We start from the raw sequence: 15,921 nt of genomic DNA on the forward strand, positions 1-15,921 counted from the left end.
CGAAGCGGAGAGCCGGGATCGCGCGCCGAACTTTCACGCGATCCCGGCTCGCGCCTTCGGCGCGTCCAGGATGACGACTGACTCGAGTGATTAAACCTCCGCCGCGACGGCTTCCACCACCGGCTCGGGGGGATTGCCCTCGATGAAGCGACGCAGCTTGCCGAACTCCACGGCGAGATAATCGAGGAAGGCGCGCACCCGTGGGGCGTGGCGCAGGTCCGGGTGAGTGAGCAGCCACAGATCAGCGGCGTAGGCCGGATCGGGCGGGGCAAGGCGCACCAGAGTCGGCCGGGAATCCCCGATCAGGCACGGCAGATGGCCGATGCCGAGCCCGACCTCCACCGCCTCGGCGAGCCCCAGCACGGTGTTGATCTTGTAGGCGATGCGCTCCGGCGCGACATTCTCCTGCACGAACTTCACCGCTTTCAGCTGGGCGAGGTTGTCGCCGAGCGAGACCCAGTTGCGGGTCTTGAGTTCCTCCTGGTCGACGTCGCCGGGCTCGGGAAAGTCGATGGCGCGGCCATAGAGCGCCCAGGCGATGCGCGCGGCGCGGCGTCCCACGAGATTCTCCGGGGGCTGGTCGGTGGCGCGGATGGCGACGTCGGCGTCGCGCTTCGAGAGGTTCAGCGCCTGGTTGGTCAGCACCACATCAAGCCGCACTTCGGGGTAGCGCTCGCGGAAGCCGGCGAGCAGCGGCATCAGCAGATGGATCAGCAGTGAGTCATTGGTGGTGACGCGCAGTTCGCCCGCCGGCGTCGGCTCGCGCCCGGCCAGCTTGCGCCCGACCGCGGTGATCTCGTCGTCGAGCCGGTTGGCCAGCGCCACCATCTCCTCGCCGGCGGGGGTGAGCGCGTAGCCGGTGCGGTGGCGCTCGAACAACGCATTGCCGAGCGTGTCCTCGATCTGCTTCAGCCGGCGGAACACGGTGGAATGATTGACGCCGATCTGAGCCGCCGCGGCAGGCAGGCCACGCGCGTCCGCCACGGCCTTGATGAGCCGGAAATCATCCCAGGCGAGGTTCTTGAAAGGCTCCGCCATCATCCACTCCGCTGCATCGGTCAACCTGCCGTCGGTGCCGATATAAGGGCACTTCCGTCATTGCGTCAATGCAATCGAACTTTGATGGAATGTCTTCAGAGTTGGCTTATTTGAAAGGCCACACCGGGCGTTCAAGCCGCCCAAAGCGGAGGGCTGAATAATGAACCACCATGGCATCCACCACGTCACCGCGATTGCCGGCAATGCGCGCCGCAATGTCGAGTTCTACACCCAGACCCTCGGCCTGCGGCTGGTGAAGAAGACCGTCAATTTCGACGATCCCGGCACCTATCACCTCTATTATGGCGACGAGACCGGCGCGCCCGGCACCATCCTCACCTTCTTCCCGTGGGACCATGTGGCGCCGGGCCGGCTCGGCATCGGCGAGACCCAGGAAACCGTGTTCCGGGTGCCGGAAGGCGCCATCGGCTACTGGACGCATCGCTTCGTGGACAAGGGCGTCGCCCACCAGGCGCCGGTGAAGCGCTTCGGCGAGACCGTGCTTTCCTTCAAGGATCCGCACGGCATGCGCCTTGCGTTGGTCGCGGTGCCCGGCATCGCCAATGAGCCGGCGTGGTCGAACGGCGACATCCCGGCCGAGCACGCCATTCGCGGCTTCCACAGCGTGAACCTGCTGCTGGCGGACGCGGAGCCCACCGGCGCCATCCTGACCGACGTGCTCGGCTTCACCGAGCTTGGGCGCGATGGAACGCTGGTGCGCTACAAGGTCGAAGGCACGGCTATCGGCGGCATCGTCGACATCCACGCTGCCGGCGGCTTCCTGCCGGCCCGCATGGGCGGCGGCTCGGTGCACCACATCGCCTTCCGTGCCGCGGACGATGCGGCCGAGGCCGAGATGGCGAGGAAGCTCATCCAGAACCACGGCATCCGCACCACGGAGCAGAAGGATCGGAACTATTTCCGCTCCGTCTATTTCCGTGAACCCGGCCACGTGCTGTTCGAGATCGCGACCGACATCCCCGGCTTTGCCGCGGACGAGCCGGTGGCGAGCCTCGGCGAGGCGTTGAAGCTGCCGTCCTTCCTCGAAGGCCGCCGCGCACAGATCGAAGCGGTGCTGCCCGAAGTCGCCTGACATTGCGCCCCTCCCCTCACCGGGAGGGGCTTTCCCTCATGTTCGAGTTACGGACCCGCTGGGTCCGGAGGAGGTCCCATGGCCACCAACACGTCGCTGTCCTTCATCCATCGCTTCGAGCCGGCGACCGACACCGGCCGCCCCCCGCTCCTGCTGCTGCACGGCACCGGCGGCGACGAGAACGACCTGATCGGCCTCGGACAGATGATCGCGCCGGGTTCGGCATTGCTGTCGCCGCGCGGCAAGGTGCTGGAAGGCGGCATGCCGCGCTTCTTTCGCCGGCTGCGCGAAGGCGTGTTCGACGAGGAAGACGTGCGCCGGCGCGCCGATGAGCTCGCCGATTTCGTCGAGGAGGCGCGTGCCGTCCATGGGCTCAAGGCGCCGGTCGCGGTCGGTTTCTCCAACGGCGCCAATATCGCCGCGGCCATGCTGCTGCGGCGTCCCGAGACGCTTTCGGGCGCGGTGCTGCTGCGCGCCATGGTGCCACTGACCGATCCTCCCGCGGCGAGCATCCCCGGCACGCCGGTGCTGCTGCTGTCCGGCGTCGCCGACCCGATCGTGCCGGAGGAAAATGCCCGCCGGCTGGCGGCGCAGCTCTCCGCTGCCGGCGCGACGGTCGAGCACCGCGTGCTGCCGGCGGGCCACGGCCTGTCGCAGGCCGACGCCAATCTGGCGCGGCAGTTCCTGGCGGAGCTGAGGGCCGAGGCGGCCTGATACGCCCTTCCCCAAGAACGTCGTCATCCCGGACGGCCGCAAGGCCGACCGGGATGACGATGGCTGGAAGGCCTAATCCTTGGTCAGCGCGGCCAGCGCCGCGGGCTTCTCCAGGCAGTAATAGCCGGAGATGCGGCTGACCACTTCGTCACGCTGCCAGCCATTCAGGATGCGGCTGACATTCTCACGCGCGATGCCGGCCATGGCGGCGAGGTCGGACTGCGTCACCTTCTGCCGCACCAGCACGCGCCCGGCGCCCGGGGGATGTGCCAGCTTCTCGCCGAACGCATCGGCCAGAGCGAGCAGCGCCCGCGCGACGCGGCCCTGCAGTGGCAGGAAGCTGGTCGCGGCCAGCGCCAGATTGGATTCGCGCAGGCGAATCGCCAGCATGAAGGCGACCTCGCGCCAGAGCTCGGGGTCGTCTTCCAGCACGGCATCGAAGGCGCCGCGACCGATGAAGCCGAGCCGGCTCGGGCGCAATGCGGTGACGGTGGCCGAGCGTGGCCTGCCATCGAGCAGCGACAGCTCACCGACCAGCGCGCCTGCACCCAATATGGCAAGGATGCGCTCATTTCCGGCGGCGGAGACCACCGAGACTTTCAACAAACCGCTCTCGATGCTGTAGCAGCCGTCGCCCGCATCCCCGGCGACGAACAGCGTCTGCTCGGCCTGCAATTCGACCGGGCGGGCATGCGCCAGCAGCGCCTCGGAGAGCGCCTTGGGCAACGCAGCGAACAGATTGTCGGGCAGAGCCGCCGGGCCCGGCATGGGCGAATCCCAGAAGGTTTCGGGGCGGCGACGTTAGCAAAGGCTGGCTCAGACACGAAACCCGTCCGAACGGAGATTCGGACGGGCACGTGGCCGACATGTGCGTGATCTCAGAAATAGGGCCGGTCGCACACCTTGATGACCCGCTTGTAGCCGCCATACCACTTCTTCACATAGTAGCACTGCGGGCCATTATAGGCGTAGTAGTCGTCATAATAGAAATTCTTGAAGTGGCTGCCATAAAAGCCGTGGCCGCGATGGCCGTGATGGCCGCCATGACCGTGCTTGCCACCGGCGAAGGCTTCGCCGGAAGTAATGACCATCGCACCACTGAGCGCGACAACGGCGACGGCAGCGGAGAGAATCTTGCGAACCTTGCTCGACTGGGTGTTCGACATGGTGATCGTCCTGATTGAGATCCGAAACAACTTGTTTCGTGATGATCCAACCTTAGGGAATCCAGTTTGCTGCCGATGTGATGGCGATCACGCTTTTGCGCATCCGCCAAATTCCCCTTAACAAGCGCACGACGTGGATGAAGGCGAGGCAGCATGGCGCGTCTGCGCGACCTGATGCGGGCAGCGGAGCGACCCGGCTTCGCGATGCCCGGCTGGCTGGAGCGCATCACCTCATGCGGCATCGTCAGCGACGATCCGCAGGTGGTGCGCCGCCAGCGCTTCACCAATCTCGGCGCCTATGCCGCGGCGGCCAATGCCGGTTCGCACCTCGTGATCAATGCCATGAACGGCCCGGCGAGCCTGATGCCGGTGCAGTTCTACAATGCAGCCTTCGTCATCGCGACGCTGATGGTGCCGCTGCTGCACCGCTTCGGGCCGGATGTCGGCGCCTTCTGCCTGGTGCTGCTCATCCTCGCCGGCAACACCTATGTCGTCTGGATGCTCGGCACCGAGAGCGCACTGCATGTGTATCTCACCCTTGCCGGCGCCATGCTGTTCATGTTCGGCGTCGAGCGCTGGCGGCTGTTCCTTGGCTGGTTCATCCTCGTCGCGCTGGTGCTGGGTGTCACCGTGGTGCTGGCGCCCGAGCACGGAATGCTGCTCGGCGAGGACGACCCGCTGCACCGCCTGCTGTCCTCGCACGCCATGCTCAACACCATCGCCATCAATGCGCTGCTGATCTTCTATGCGCTGAGCTCGCTCAGGCAGGCGGAGGCCGGCCGCGAGGCGGAGCATGCCCGCTCCGAGGCGCTGCTGACGGCGCTGATGCCCCACGCCGTTGCGGCGCGGCTGAAGGCGGGGGCGAACCGCATCGCAGATCGCATCGACAATCTCAGCGTGTTGTTCGCCGATCTCGCGGGCTTCACCAGCGCGGCACGGAACCTGCCGCCGGAAGAGGTGGTGGCCTTCCTCGACGCCGTGGTGCGCCGCTTCGACGAACTCGCCGAGCGGCACGGCGTCGAGAAGATCAAGACCATCGGCGACAGCTACATGGCGGTGGGCGGGCTCGACGGGGGCGCCGAGGCCGGCGCCGCGGCGACGGCGCGGTTCGCGCTCGCGCTCCTCGACGAGGCGACGCGGCTGCCGCCGCTCGGCGGCACGCGTCTCGCCTTGCGCATCGGCATCCATGCCGGGCCAGCCACCGCGGGCGTCATCGGCGAGACGCGGTTTTCCTATGATGTATGGGGCGACGCGGTGAACACCGCGGCCCGGATGGAGGGCTATGGCGAGGCCGGGCGCATCCAGGTGACGCCGGCGTTTCGCGCGCTGGCCGGCGAAGCCTTCGCCTACCAGATGCGGGGCGGTATCGACATGAAGGGGCTCGGCATCGTCGAGACGGCCTTCCTCTCCGGCAATTTGGTCATTTGATCGTCACGTTGCCGGGACATGGCACAATTAGGCAAACACCGACGTTATCGGGACAACACGCCCCGATCACAATATAATCGGCCTGGGCGTCGGCGGCGCGCGTATTGGAGGCGGCGATGAAGTGGGAAGACTTCCGGCGGAGCGACAATGTCGAGGATCGCCGGGGCGACGGCGGCTCGGGCGGGTTCGGTGGCGGCGGCGGAGGCATGCGCCGCGGCGGGCTCGGCATTGGCGGCATCATCGTCGTCGGCCTCATCGCCTGGGCGACCGGCATCAATCCGGCGCTGCTGATGGGCGGAGCGGAGATCCTGTTCGGCGGCGGCAGCTCCAGCCAGACCCAGCAGACCACCGCTCCCGCCGGCCAGAAGGGTGCCCCGTCCGACCAGCTCGGCAAGTTCGCCGCCACCGTGCTGGCCCAGACCGAAGACGTGTGGACGCCGATCTTCAAGCAGATGGGCAAGACCTACGACAAGCCCGGCATGGTGCTGTTCTCCGGCTTCACGCGCTCGGCCTGCGGCTCGGCGCAGTCGGCGATGGGGCCGTTCTATTGCCCGCTCGACCAGAAGGTCTATCTCGACCTCTCCTTCTTCCAGGAGATGAAGACCCGCTTCAACGCCCCCGGCGACTTCGCCGCGGCCTATGTGATCGCGCATGAGGTCGGCCACCATGTCGAGAACGAGATGGGGCTGCTGCCGAAGGTGCAGGAGCGCCAGCGCCAGGTCTCCAAGGCCGAAGCGAACGAGCTCTCGGTGCGCGTCGAGTTGATGGCCGACTGCCTTGCCGGCGTGTGGGCCAATCACGCCAATACGCAGTGGAAGATCCTCGAGGAGGGCGACGTGCAGGAAGCGTTGAATGCCGCCTCGGCGATCGGCGACGACCGGCTGCAGAAGCAGGCGCAGGGCTATGTGGTGCCGGACAGCTTCACCCATGGCACGTCGGCGCAGCGCACCCAATGGTTCACGCGCGGGCTGAAGGGCGGCGACATGAATCAGTGCAACACTTTCCAGGGCGCCATCTGACGCTTATCTGCAACGCATGACCGACGCCCCCGACAAGCCTTTCGTGCCGCTGAACATCGCGGTGCTCACCGTCTCCGACACCCGCACCCTCGCGGACGACCGCTCCGGCACCACGCTGGCGGAGCGGATCGCGGCCGCGGGCCACACGCTCGCGGACCGTGCCATCGTGCCGGACGATGTGCCGGCGATCCGCGAGCGGGTCGAGGCGTGGATCGCCGAAAAGGCGATCGATGTCGTGATCACCACCGGCGGCACCGGCTTTACCGGCCGCGACGTGACCCCGGAAGCGGTGGAGCCGCTGTTCGAGAAGCGCATGGAAGGCTTCTCGACAGTGTTCCACATGGTGTCGTTCCAGAAGATCGGCACCTCGACGCTGCAGAGCCGGGCCACGGCCGGCGTCGCCAACGCCACCTACGTGTTCTGCCTGCCGGGCTCCCCCGGCGCCTGCCGCGACGCCTGGGACGAGATCCTCGTCCACCAGCTCGATGTGCGGCACAAGCCGTGCAATTTCGTCGAGATCCTGCCGCGCCTCGACGAGCACCTGAAGCGCGCCAAGGCCAAGGGCGCGACGGTTTAGGAGCACCATCTCCATTGGCGTAATCCCGGCCGCGGCCCAAAGGGCGCATCGGCGTTCGGGAGTCTCAGTCTTCCGGCAGCAGCATCTGCGAGCGCAGCAGCACCAGCCGCCCGCGACCGATCCGTGCCAATAGCTTGCGGGCGGAACGAGCGCCGGAGCCGTACCCGCCCAACGCCTCGTAAAAACGCCGATGGATCAGCAGCCCCTGCTCCGGCCGAGGGCGCCCGGTGAGCGCGTGGCGCGCCACGGCGGCGGCTTCCTTGAGGCGCGGAGCGACGCCGAAACCATCCAGCGCGAGGCGAAAGGTGGCGGCACGGTGCTCGGTGCTGCCATTGCGCTCGGCCTGGTCGGTAAAGTTGCGGACTTCGCGCGCCCAGCCTTCCTGCAGCAGCCCGCAGGGCTCGAGGAACAACAGCCAGGGACCCCGCGCCGCCTCAGCGCCCTGGCGCAGGCGGGCGCCGCTGTCAGCCGGCCCGCGCAGATATTCGCAGCCGGCGGCATCGGCGATCTCCTCGACCGCGCCGTTGCTGCCGCCATCCACCAGCAGTACCTCGCGCACCACGCCAGCCGCCGCGCCCGGCACCAGCGCCGCCAGCGCCGGGATCAGCAGGCGCTCCGTTTCCTGCGTGGGTATGACGACCGAAATCACGCGTCTTGCCTGCCCCTGACCCGCCGAAGTAACGCTTCGACTCTCGTCCGAAGCCGCTTCAAACCCTTGTCCTGCCTATAGCATGCGTTATCGCGGCGCATAGCGAAAGCTGCACTCACTTGCCTATGTTCTTGTTATGTTCTCATTGCTGCGCTATGACTCCGCCATGGAACAGACACCGCCATCCGCTCCCGGCCGCGCCGCGAAGGCTCAGGCGCCCCAGCCGCCGCGCAAGCCGGAGCGCATCGTCGGCCGACTCCGCGAAGAGCGCCGCCTCAAGCAGGAGCAGGAGCGCGCTGCGGCCGCGCGCGACCTTACCGGCATCTCCGATATCGGGGTAGCAGACGGGCCGGCGCCGGGGGTGGACGGCGAGCGCCGGCGCGGGCGTGGCGCGGTCTCCAACGCCGCCGGCCGCTTCGAGCCGCATGCGCGCGAAGCGTTCGACGATGGCTGGGAGAGCCTCGACGAATTACCGGTATTCCAGACCAGCGTCACGGTGGAGAAGCCGCGCACCATCATCAATCGCAACAACTCGCCGGATGTCGGCTTCGACCGCTCGATCAATCCCTATCGCGGCTGCGAGCATGGCTGCGTCTATTGCTTCGCGCGCCCGACCCACGCCTATCAGGGCTACTCCGCAGGGCTCGATTTCGAGACCAAGCTGTTCGCCAAGCCCGACGCGCCGGAATTGCTCGCCAAGGAATTGTCCAAGCCCGGCTATGAGCCGCGTACCATCGCGCTCGGCATCAACACCGACGGCTATCAGCCGATCGAGCGCGAATGGCGGCTGACCCGACGCATATTGGAAGTGCTGCGCGATTTCGGCCATCCGGTGGGCATCGTGACGAAATCGGCGCTGGTGCTGCGCGACCTCGACATACTTGGGCCGATGGCCGAGCGCGGGCTCGCCAAGGTCGCGCTCTCCGTCACCACGCTCGACCACAAGCTGGCGCGTATCATGGAGCCGCGGGCGGCGACGCCGATGCGCCGCATCGAGACCATACGCCGCCTCAGCGAGGCCGGCGTGCCCACCGCCGTGCTGGCGGCCCCGATGATCCCGGCGATCAACGATGCCGAGCTGGAGCGCATCCTCGACACCGCGGCGGCGGCAGGCGCGACCGAGGCCGGCTATGTGATGATCCGGCTGCCGCTGGAGATCCTCGACCTGTTCAAGGAGTGGCTGCTGACGCATTTCCCCGACCGCTACCGCCATGTGCTGTCGCTGGTGAAGGAGATGCATGGCGGCAAGGAGTATGATTCGACCTTCGGCCAGCGCATGAGCGGCTCCGGCCCCTATGCCTGGACCGTGGCGCGGCGTTTCGAGATCGCGGCGGAGCGGCTCGGCCTCAACAAGCGCCATCTGCGCCTGACCAACCGCCATTTCCGCCGCCCGCCGAGGCCGGGCGAGCAATTATCGCTGTTCGGCGAGGAGCGATGATCGGAACGATGATGGATCGGGACGGTTGCCGCTGGCCTGCGGTTCGATTATCAAGGCTCTCGCTTGAGGCCCATTGCCACGCACCCGTAGCTCAGCTGGATAGAGCGTTGCCCTCCGAAGGCAAAGGTCGCACGTTCGAATCGTGCCGGGTGCGCCAATCATTTCAATAGCTTGTAGCTATAATACAGCCCGATCAGGTCCTTCCCCCCAGAGCCGTCCCACACAACGAAAACGCGACGCAGGCTCGCTTGTATTGCGCGCAAGTCCACTGGCAGTCGTTCCCGTGTGACCAAGGCGCTATTGGCTCGTCAGCCCAAGTGGATCACACTTGTCTTGTCCATGGTCGTCGCGTCGCTGCCACTCCTCCTTTCGCTGATCGGATCGGCCCTGCTGTCCTGGGCAGCCTGGCTCATTCGTCGCCGCGCCGCGGCCGTCGATCCACATGGCGCCCGCGACGTGCCGACCGTCAGCCTGCTCAAGCCGCTTCACGGTGCCGAGCCGCTCCTGGCTGACAATCTCGCGACGGCGGTTGCGCAGAACTATCCAGGCCGCATCGAGATGCTCTGCGGGGTAGCCCGCGCCGACGATCCCGCCGTTGCGGCGGTCGAATCGCTGCGCGCGAGCTTTCCCGCTGCCGAGCTTCGGCTTATCGTCAATTCCCGGCGCTGGGGCGCCAATGCCAAGGTCTCGAACCTCATCAACATCATGGCCGAAGCGCGCCATGACGTGCTGGTGCTGGCCGACAGCGACATGGTGGTGCCGCCAGACTATGTCGCACGGCTCGTCGGCGTGCTCGACCAGCCCGGCACCGGCGCGGTGAGCTGCCTCTATGTGGGGCGCGGCGATGCCGGCTACTGGTCGCGATTGGTCGCGGCCGGCATCGATACCCATTTCGTGCCCGCCACGATGATCGCGCTGGCGACGGGGCTCGGGAAGCCATCCATGGGCTCGACCATCGCGCTGCGTCGCGACACCCTGGCCGAGATCGGCGGCTTCATCCGCTTCGCCGACACGCTGGCAGATGACTATGCGTTGGGCGAGGCCGTCCGCGCCACCGGGCGGACGGTGGTGGTGCCGGCGATGGTCCTGACCCACGCCTGCGCCGAGACGAGCCTCACCCATGTGGTCCGCCAGGAATTGCGCTGGAACGCCACCATTCTGGGGATCGACCCGGCAGGCTATACCGGCAGCATCATCCTCCATCCGCTGCCGCTCGCGCTCATCGGCTGGGCCGCGGGCGGCGGCATGCTTGCCGCGGGCGCCACCGTGCTGGCACTCGCGGCACGCGCGAGCGTGGCGCTCGCGACGGCGCGCCTTGACGTTGCGGGACGCCCCGCCGGTTACCGTTTTGCCCCGATTTTATTGATTCCAATGCGTGATCTGCTTTCCTTCGCTATGTTCGTGGTTGCCTTCGTCGCCCGATCGGTTGATTGGCGCGGCGCGGGCATTAAGCTTGGACGCAAGGGCCGGATCTCGGGTCCAGAGGATATATGACGATGATGCGCTCGCTCTTTCTCCAGGCGCCCTCATTCGATGGCTATGACGGCGGTGCGGGTGCGCGCTACCAGATGAAGCGCGAAGTGCGCTCCTTCTGGTATCCGACCTGGCTCGCCCAGCCTGCGGCGATGGTCGAGGGCTCCCGGCTGATCGATGCGCCGGCCCATGATCTCGGCTGGGACGACATCAAGCACGAGGTGGACGACAAGGAACTGGTCATCCTCCACACCTCGACACCGAGCTTCCGCCAGGATTCCCATACCGCGGACCTGATCCGCGAACGCAATCCCAAGGCGCTGATCGGCATGATCGGCGCCAAGGTGGCGGTGGAAGCCGAGAAGTCGCTGCTTGCTGCGCGTTCGGTGGACTTCGTCTGCCGCAACGAGTTCGACTTCACCATCGTCGACGTCGCCAACGGCATGCCACTCACCGAGGTCGACGGCATCAGCTATCGGGCGGCCGACGGCACCATCATCCACAACAAGGACCGCGCCGTCGTCGAGAACATGGACCTGCTGCCGTTCGTGGCGCCGATCTACAAGCGCGACCTGACCATCGAGAAATATTTCGGCGGGTATCTGAAGCACCCTTATGTGAGCTTCTACACCGGGCGCGGCTGCAAGAGCCGCTGCACCTTCTGCCTCTGGCCGCAGACAGTGGGAGGGCACAATTACCGCACGCGCTCGATCCCCCATGTCATCGAGGAAGTGAAATACGTCCTGCGCGAAATGCCCAGCGTGAAGGAGATCTTCTTCGACGACGACACGCTGACCGACAATCTGCCCCGCGTGGAAGAGCTCGCTCGCGCGCTTGGTGAGATCGGCTTCGGCAAGCCGGGCTTCGGCGTTTCCTGGAGCTGCAACGCCAAGGCCAACGTGCCCCACGCGACGCTCAAGGTGCTGCGCGAGAACGGCCTGAGGCTGCTCCTCGTCGGCTATGAGAGCGGCAACCAGAAGATCCTGATCAACATCAAGAAGGGCCTGCGCGTCGATGTCGCGCGCCAGTTCACCAAGGACTGCCACGAGCTCGGCATCGTCATCCACGGCACCTTCATCCTGGGCCTGCCGGGCGAGACGCTGGAAACGATCGAGGAGACCATCCGCTTCGCCATCGAGATCAACCCGCACACCATCCAGGTGAGCCTAGCCGCGCCCTATCCAGGCACCTTCCTCTACAAGCAGGCGGTGGAGAACAGCTGGTTCGACGGCACCGACCATCTTCTGACCGACGGCGGTACCCAGATCGCCCAGCTCAGCTATCCGCATCTGCCGGCGCCGGTGATCTTCGACAAGGTCGAGGAGTTCTACAAGCGCTTCTACTTCCGCCCACGCAAGATCGGGGCGATCGTCGGCGAGATGCTGCGCGACTGGGACATGATGAAGCGGCGCCTGCGCGAGGGCGTGGAGTTCTTCGACTTCCTGCGCCAGCGGAAGGAAGCCGCTTGATCGAGCTGGTCGTCACGGCCGACGATTTCGGCGCGGATCTGGCAGTCAACGAAGCGGTCGAGACGGCGTATCGCGAAGGCGTGCTGACGGCGGCAAGCCTGATGGTGGCGGGCAAGGCCGCCGGCGACGCGGTTGACCGCGCGCGGGGGCTGCCGGGTCTCGGCGTGGGCCTGCACGTGGTGCTGGTCGAGGGCCGGCCGGTGCTGCCGCCCGACGAGGTGCCCGAACTGGTCGATGCCAGTGGCGAATTCCACGGCAATATGGCACTGGCGGGGCTGCGCTTCGCCTTGAGCCCGCGCGCCCGGCGCCAGCTCGCGCACGAGATCGACGCGCAGTTCGCCGCCTTCGCGGCGACCGGCCTGCCGCTCGACCACGTCAATTCGCACAAGCATTTCCACGTCCATCCGGTGATCGGCCGGATGGTGATCGATGCGGCGCGCCGCTACGGCGCCCGCGCGATCCGCGCTCCGATCGAGCCGGGACGGCCGTGGGGATCGGCCGGGCTGGCGGTGGCTTTCGCCCGCCGGCTGCGCCGCCGCGCCGCGCGGGCCGGCCTGATGGCACCCGAAACGGTATTCGGCCTCGCCAATAGTGGCCATATGGACACAGTGCGTACCGAACGCGCGGTCGCAGGGCTTTCGCCGGGCCTCAACGAGCTCTACCTGCACCCCGCGACGCGAGACGATTGGCCGGGCCATGCCCCGGGCTATCGCTACCGGGCCGAACTCGACGCGCTGGTCGCGCCCGCCACGCGCGCGGCGCTTTCGGCGAGGGGCGTGCGGCTCGGCTGCTTTGCGGATTTTGTCGGGGCGCACGCGTGACGCCTGTGAAGGAGGCCGTCGCCTGATGAGCGGGGGACGATTCTGGCTATTGCTGGCCACCATCGGCGGGCTCGTGGTCGCGGGCTTCATGCTGAGCGCGACCGGCATGGACAAGGTGCTCGAGATCATCGGCCGCTTCGGCGTCGGCGGGTTTCTCGCTTATTGCGCCTATTCGCTCGGCACCGTCGCGCTGCTCGGCGGCGCTTGGGCCAGTGCCGCCCCGCCGCTCGGCATTCGCGCCACCTTCCTGCTGTTCGGCTGGGCGCGGCTGGTGCGCGAAGCTGCGGCCGACGTCCTGCCGTTTTCGCAGGTCGGCGGGCTGGTGATCGGGATCCGCCTGCTGATCGCACGGCGTATTTCTGCACCGTTGGTTAATGCGTCCGTCCTGGTCGATCTTGCCACCGAGATGGCAGCCCAGGTCGTCTTCACCCTGTTCGGCATTGCCGGCTTCGTCGTGCTGCGCTCGGGCGGGACAGATCCGGACACGCTGATGACGCCGATCATCATCGGTACTCTGGTGATGACCGGGCTGATGGCCGCCTTCTTCCTCGCGCAGAGCCGCATGCTGCGCGTCGCGGAAGTCCTGCTCGAGCGCATGCTTCCGGCCGTGAGCGGGGGCATCGCGGATGCGCGCGCCGAGCTGGCGCGGATCTATGCGCAGCCCACGCGGGTCGCTCTTGCGCTCGCCTTCAATCTCGCCGCCTGGGTCGCATCCGCGGCGGGTGCCTGGATCGCGCTGGAGCTGATGGGCGTGAAACTGCCGCTCGTCACGGTGCTGGTGATGGAGAGCCTGATCTTCGTGCTGCGCAGCGTCGCCTTCGCGCTGCCGGGCGCGATCGGCGTTCAGGAAGTCGCCTATGTCCTGCTCGGGCCGCTGCTCGGCCTGCCTGCCGAAGAGGCCCTTGCCTTGTCGCTCGCCAAGCGCGCGCGCGACCTCGCGATCGGGATTCCGGCACTGGTCGCGTGGCAGGCCAGCGAGGCGCGCGCGCTCAGCGCGACCCGATCGAGCCCGGCCCAGCGTTGGCTGCGCCAAAATTGCGCCGTAAAACCCATTGCAGAACAAGCTCGTACCAAGGGCGAGGAACGCAAGTGACGTCAAACGAGCCTCCACAGACGCCGTTGCTCGACACCGTAGGCATGCCTGATGCGCTTCGCAGGCTGCAGCCCGAGCAGTTGCGCCAGCTGGCTGACGAACTGCGTGCGGAGACCATTTCGGCGGTCGGAGTGACCGGCGGCCATCTGGGTTCGGGACTGGGCGTGGTCGAGCTGACCGTGGCGCTCCATTACGTGTTCGAGACGCCGCATGACCGCTTGATCTGGGATGTCGGGCACCAGGTCTATCCGCACAAGATCCTGACCGGCCGCCGCGATCGCATCCGCACGCTGCGCCAGGGCGGCGGGCTTTCGGGCTTCACCAAGCGCGGCGAGAGCGAGTATGACCCGTTCGGCGCGGCACACTCGTCGACCTCGATCTCAGCGGCGCTGGGCTTTGCCGTTGCCAGCAAGCTCTCCGACACCCCCCGCAAGGCGATCGCGGTGATCGGCGACGGCGCCATGAGCGCCGGCATGGCCTATGAGGCGATGAACAATGCCAGCACCGCCGGTAACCGGCTGGTGGTGATCCTCAACGACAACGACATGTCGATCGCCCCGCCGGTGGGCGGGCTCTCAGCCCATCTCGCACGGCTGATCTCGTCCTCGGAGTATCTGGGCTTTCGCAATCTGGCCAAACGCCTGACCAAGAAAGTGTCGCGCCGCCTGAGCGCGGCCGCCGGCAAGGCCGAGGAGTTCGCGCGCGGCATGGCGACCGGCGGTACCTTGTTCGAGGAACTGGGCTTCTATTATGTGGGGCCGGTGGACGGGCATAATCTCGACCATCTGATCCCGATCCTGGAGAATGTCCGCGACGCGGAGGAAGGTCCGATCCTGGTCCATGTCGTGACCAGGAAGGGCAAGGGCTATGCGCCTGCCGAGAATGCCGCGGACAAATATCACGGCGTGCAGAAGTTCGACGTCATCACCGGCATTCAGGCGAATGTGCCGCCGGGACCGCCGGCCTATCAGAATGTCTTCGCCGACCAGTTGATCCGGGACGCGACGCGCGATCCCACCATCGTCGCCATCACCGCCGCCATGCCGTCGGGTACCGGGCTCGACCGATTCGCCAAGGTCCATCCCGAGCGCTTCTTCGATGTCGGCATTGCCGAGCAGCATGCGGTGACGTTCGCCGCAGGGCTCGCCGCACAGGGCATGCGGCCGTTTTGCGCGATCTACTCGACCTTCCTGCAGCGTGCCTATGACCAGGTGGTGCACGATGTGGCCATCCAGAACCTGCCGGTGCGTTTCGCCATCGACCGCGCCGGCCTTGTCGGCGCCGATGGTGCAACCCATGCCGGCAGCTTCGATGTGACCTATCTCGCGACCCTGCCCAATTTCGTGGTGATGGCGGCGGCCGACGAAGCCGAGTTGGTGCACATGACGCACACGGCGGCGCTGCACGACGACGGCCCGATCGCGGTGCGCTATCCGCGCGGCCGCGGCGTGGGCGTGCCGCTGCCGAAGGTGCCGGAGCGGCTCGAGATCGGAAAGGGCCGGGTCCTGCGCACCGGGCGCAAGGTCGCGATCCTGTCGCTCGGCACGCGGCTGGCCGAAGCGCTCAAGGCGGCCGACGAACTCGACGCCAGGGGGCTTTCGACCACCGTCGCCGATATGCGCTTCGCCAAGCCGCTCGACGAAGAGCTGACCCGACGGCTGCTGACCACGCACGAAGTGGCCATCACCATCGAGGAAGGCGCCATTGGCGGCTTCGGCGCACATGTCCTTACGCTCGCCAGCGACACCGGGCTGATCGACGCCGGGCTCAAGCTCAGGACCATGCGCCTGCCCGACCTGTTCCAGGACCAGGACAAGCCGGAGCTCCAATATACCCAGGCCGGGCTCGATGCCGAGCACATCGTCGACAGTGTGCTCAAGGCGCTGCGCTACAATGATGTCAGTGCGGTCTAGTCCTTGGCGCGCCCCGACGCATCCAGCCCG

General features: G+C 67.0%; 15 protein-coding genes and 1 tRNA gene. 12 read left to right on the forward strand and 4 right to left on the reverse strand.

From position 1 onward, the window contains the following. Positions 1-90: 90 nt before the first annotated feature. The gene (locus G3545_RS15395; RefSeq protein ID WP_170014064.1) at positions 91-1,038 is read right to left on the reverse strand and encodes a LysR family transcriptional regulator; all 948 of its coding nucleotides are present in this window, start codon (positions 1,036-1,038) and stop codon (positions 91-93) included. A 160-nt stretch (positions 1,039-1,198) separates the two neighbouring features. On the opposite strand from G3545_RS15395, the gene G3545_RS15400 reads away from it, so the two are divergent. Continuing rightward, entirely contained in the window at positions 1,199-2,131 is a 933-nt protein-coding gene (locus G3545_RS15400; RefSeq protein WP_170014066.1) for a ring-cleaving dioxygenase, read from the forward strand. Positions 2,132-2,209: 78 nt separating this feature from the next. Further along, a complete protein-coding gene (locus G3545_RS15405) occupies positions 2,210-2,845 on the forward strand; it encodes an alpha/beta hydrolase (protein ID WP_170014068.1) in 636 nt (211 codons plus the stop codon). A 72-nt stretch (positions 2,846-2,917) separates the two neighbouring features. On the opposite strand, the gene G3545_RS15410 is transcribed toward G3545_RS15405, so the two are convergent. Together G3545_RS15410 and G3545_RS15415 are read right to left on the reverse strand one after the other, a co-directional pair. Then, a complete protein-coding gene (locus G3545_RS15410) occupies positions 2,918-3,613 on the reverse strand; it encodes a Crp/Fnr family transcriptional regulator (protein WP_170014070.1) in 696 nt (231 codons plus the stop codon). Positions 3,614-3,723: 110 nt separating this feature from the next. Next, positions 3,724-4,011, reverse strand: coding sequence for a hypothetical protein (locus G3545_RS15415; protein ID WP_170014072.1), 288 nt, complete (start codon positions 4,009-4,011; stop codon positions 3,724-3,726). A 153-nt stretch (positions 4,012-4,164) separates the two neighbouring features. On the opposite strand from G3545_RS15415, the gene G3545_RS15420 reads away from it, so the two are divergent. From G3545_RS15420 to moaB, 3 genes are all read left to right on the forward strand, one after another. Then, positions 4,165-5,439, forward strand: a complete 1,275-nt coding sequence (locus G3545_RS15420; RefSeq protein ID WP_170014074.1) for an adenylate/guanylate cyclase domain-containing protein — start codon at positions 4,165-4,167, stop codon at positions 5,437-5,439. 116 nt (positions 5,440-5,555) lie between these two features. Beyond that, a complete protein-coding gene (locus tag G3545_RS15425) occupies positions 5,556-6,458 on the forward strand; it encodes a neutral zinc metallopeptidase (RefSeq protein WP_170014076.1) in 903 nt (300 codons plus the stop codon). 16 nt (positions 6,459-6,474) lie between these two features. Further along, positions 6,475-7,035 carry a molybdenum cofactor biosynthesis protein B gene (gene moaB / locus G3545_RS15430; protein WP_170014078.1) on the forward strand — a complete coding sequence of 187 codons (561 nt, stop codon included), beginning with the start codon at positions 6,475-6,477 and terminating at the stop codon, positions 7,033-7,035. 64 nt (positions 7,036-7,099) lie between these two features. Here moaB and G3545_RS15435 read toward each other — a convergent pair whose 3' ends face one another. Continuing rightward, positions 7,100-7,684, reverse strand: a complete 585-nt coding sequence (locus G3545_RS15435; protein WP_170014080.1) for a glycosyltransferase — start codon at positions 7,682-7,684, stop codon at positions 7,100-7,102. Between the two features lie 166 nt (positions 7,685-7,850). Here G3545_RS15435 and G3545_RS15440 point away from each other — a divergent pair, with 166 nt between their 5' ends. From G3545_RS15440 to dxs, 7 genes are all read left to right on the forward strand, one after another. Next, positions 7,851-9,122, forward strand: a complete 1,272-nt coding sequence (locus G3545_RS15440; RefSeq protein WP_246702426.1) for a PA0069 family radical SAM protein — start codon at positions 7,851-7,853, stop codon at positions 9,120-9,122. 80 nt (positions 9,123-9,202) lie between these two features. After that, positions 9,203-9,279, forward strand: a tRNA-Arg gene (locus G3545_RS15445). Between the two features lie 182 nt (positions 9,280-9,461). Beyond that, positions 9,462-10,616, forward strand: coding sequence for a bacteriohopanetetrol glucosamine biosynthesis glycosyltransferase HpnI (hpnI, locus tag G3545_RS15450; RefSeq protein ID WP_246702899.1), 1,155 nt, complete (start codon positions 9,462-9,464; stop codon positions 10,614-10,616). Positions 10,617-10,621: 5 nt separating this feature from the next. Next, positions 10,622-12,064 carry a hopanoid biosynthesis associated radical SAM protein HpnJ gene (hpnJ, locus tag G3545_RS15455; RefSeq protein ID WP_206151457.1) on the forward strand — a complete coding sequence of 481 codons (1,443 nt, stop codon included), beginning with the start codon at positions 10,622-10,624 and terminating at the stop codon, positions 12,062-12,064. After that, a complete protein-coding gene (gene hpnK / locus G3545_RS15460) occupies positions 12,061-12,885 on the forward strand; it encodes a hopanoid biosynthesis-associated protein HpnK (protein ID WP_170014086.1) in 825 nt (274 codons plus the stop codon). The genes hpnJ and hpnK overlap by 4 nt, the downstream gene beginning before the upstream one ends. A gap of 25 nt (positions 12,886-12,910) precedes the next feature. After that, positions 12,911-13,978, forward strand: coding sequence for a lysylphosphatidylglycerol synthase domain-containing protein (locus tag G3545_RS15465; RefSeq protein ID WP_170014088.1), 1,068 nt, complete (start codon positions 12,911-12,913; stop codon positions 13,976-13,978). Next, the gene (gene dxs, locus G3545_RS15470) at positions 13,975-15,891 is read left to right on the forward strand and encodes a 1-deoxy-D-xylulose-5-phosphate synthase (RefSeq protein ID WP_206151259.1); all 1,917 of its coding nucleotides are present in this window, start codon (positions 13,975-13,977) and stop codon (positions 15,889-15,891) included. Before G3545_RS15465 ends, dxs begins: the two co-directional genes overlap by 4 nt. Positions 15,892-15,921 lie beyond the last annotated feature (30 nt).

This window comes from Starkeya sp. ORNL1 (genome assembly GCF_012971745.1).
Classification (GTDB): Bacteria; Pseudomonadota; Alphaproteobacteria; order Rhizobiales; family Xanthobacteraceae; genus Ancylobacter.

Excerpts from the sequence above, each read along its gene's own strand:
- G3545_RS15395 (WP_170014064.1), bottom strand. The coding sequence starts at position 1,038 with ATGGCGGAGCCTTTCAAGAACCTCGCCTGGGATGATTTCCGGCTCATC.
- G3545_RS15400 (WP_170014066.1), top strand. The coding sequence starts at position 1,199 with ATGAACCACCATGGCATCCACCACGTCACCGCGATTGCCGGCAATGCG.
- G3545_RS15405 (WP_170014068.1), top strand. The coding sequence starts at position 2,210 with ATGGCCACCAACACGTCGCTGTCCTTCATCCATCGCTTCGAGCCGGCG.
- G3545_RS15410 (WP_170014070.1), bottom strand. The coding sequence starts at position 3,613 with ATGCCGGGCCCGGCGGCTCTGCCCGACAATCTGTTCGCTGCGTTGCCC.
- G3545_RS15415 (WP_170014072.1), bottom strand. The coding sequence starts at position 4,011 with ATGTCGAACACCCAGTCGAGCAAGGTTCGCAAGATTCTCTCCGCTGCC.
- G3545_RS15420 (WP_170014074.1), top strand. The coding sequence starts at position 4,165 with ATGGCGCGTCTGCGCGACCTGATGCGGGCAGCGGAGCGACCCGGCTTC.
- G3545_RS15425 (WP_170014076.1), top strand. The coding sequence starts at position 5,556 with ATGAAGTGGGAAGACTTCCGGCGGAGCGACAATGTCGAGGATCGCCGG.
- moaB (WP_170014078.1), top strand. The coding sequence starts at position 6,475 with ATGACCGACGCCCCCGACAAGCCTTTCGTGCCGCTGAACATCGCGGTG.
- G3545_RS15440 (WP_246702426.1), top strand. The coding sequence starts at position 7,851 with ATGGAACAGACACCGCCATCCGCTCCCGGCCGCGCCGCGAAGGCTCAG.
- hpnI (WP_246702899.1), top strand. The coding sequence starts at position 9,462 with ATGGTCGTCGCGTCGCTGCCACTCCTCCTTTCGCTGATCGGATCGGCC.
- hpnJ (WP_206151457.1), top strand. The coding sequence starts at position 10,622 with ATGCGCTCGCTCTTTCTCCAGGCGCCCTCATTCGATGGCTATGACGGC.
- G3545_RS15465 (WP_170014088.1), top strand. The coding sequence starts at position 12,911 with ATGAGCGGGGGACGATTCTGGCTATTGCTGGCCACCATCGGCGGGCTC.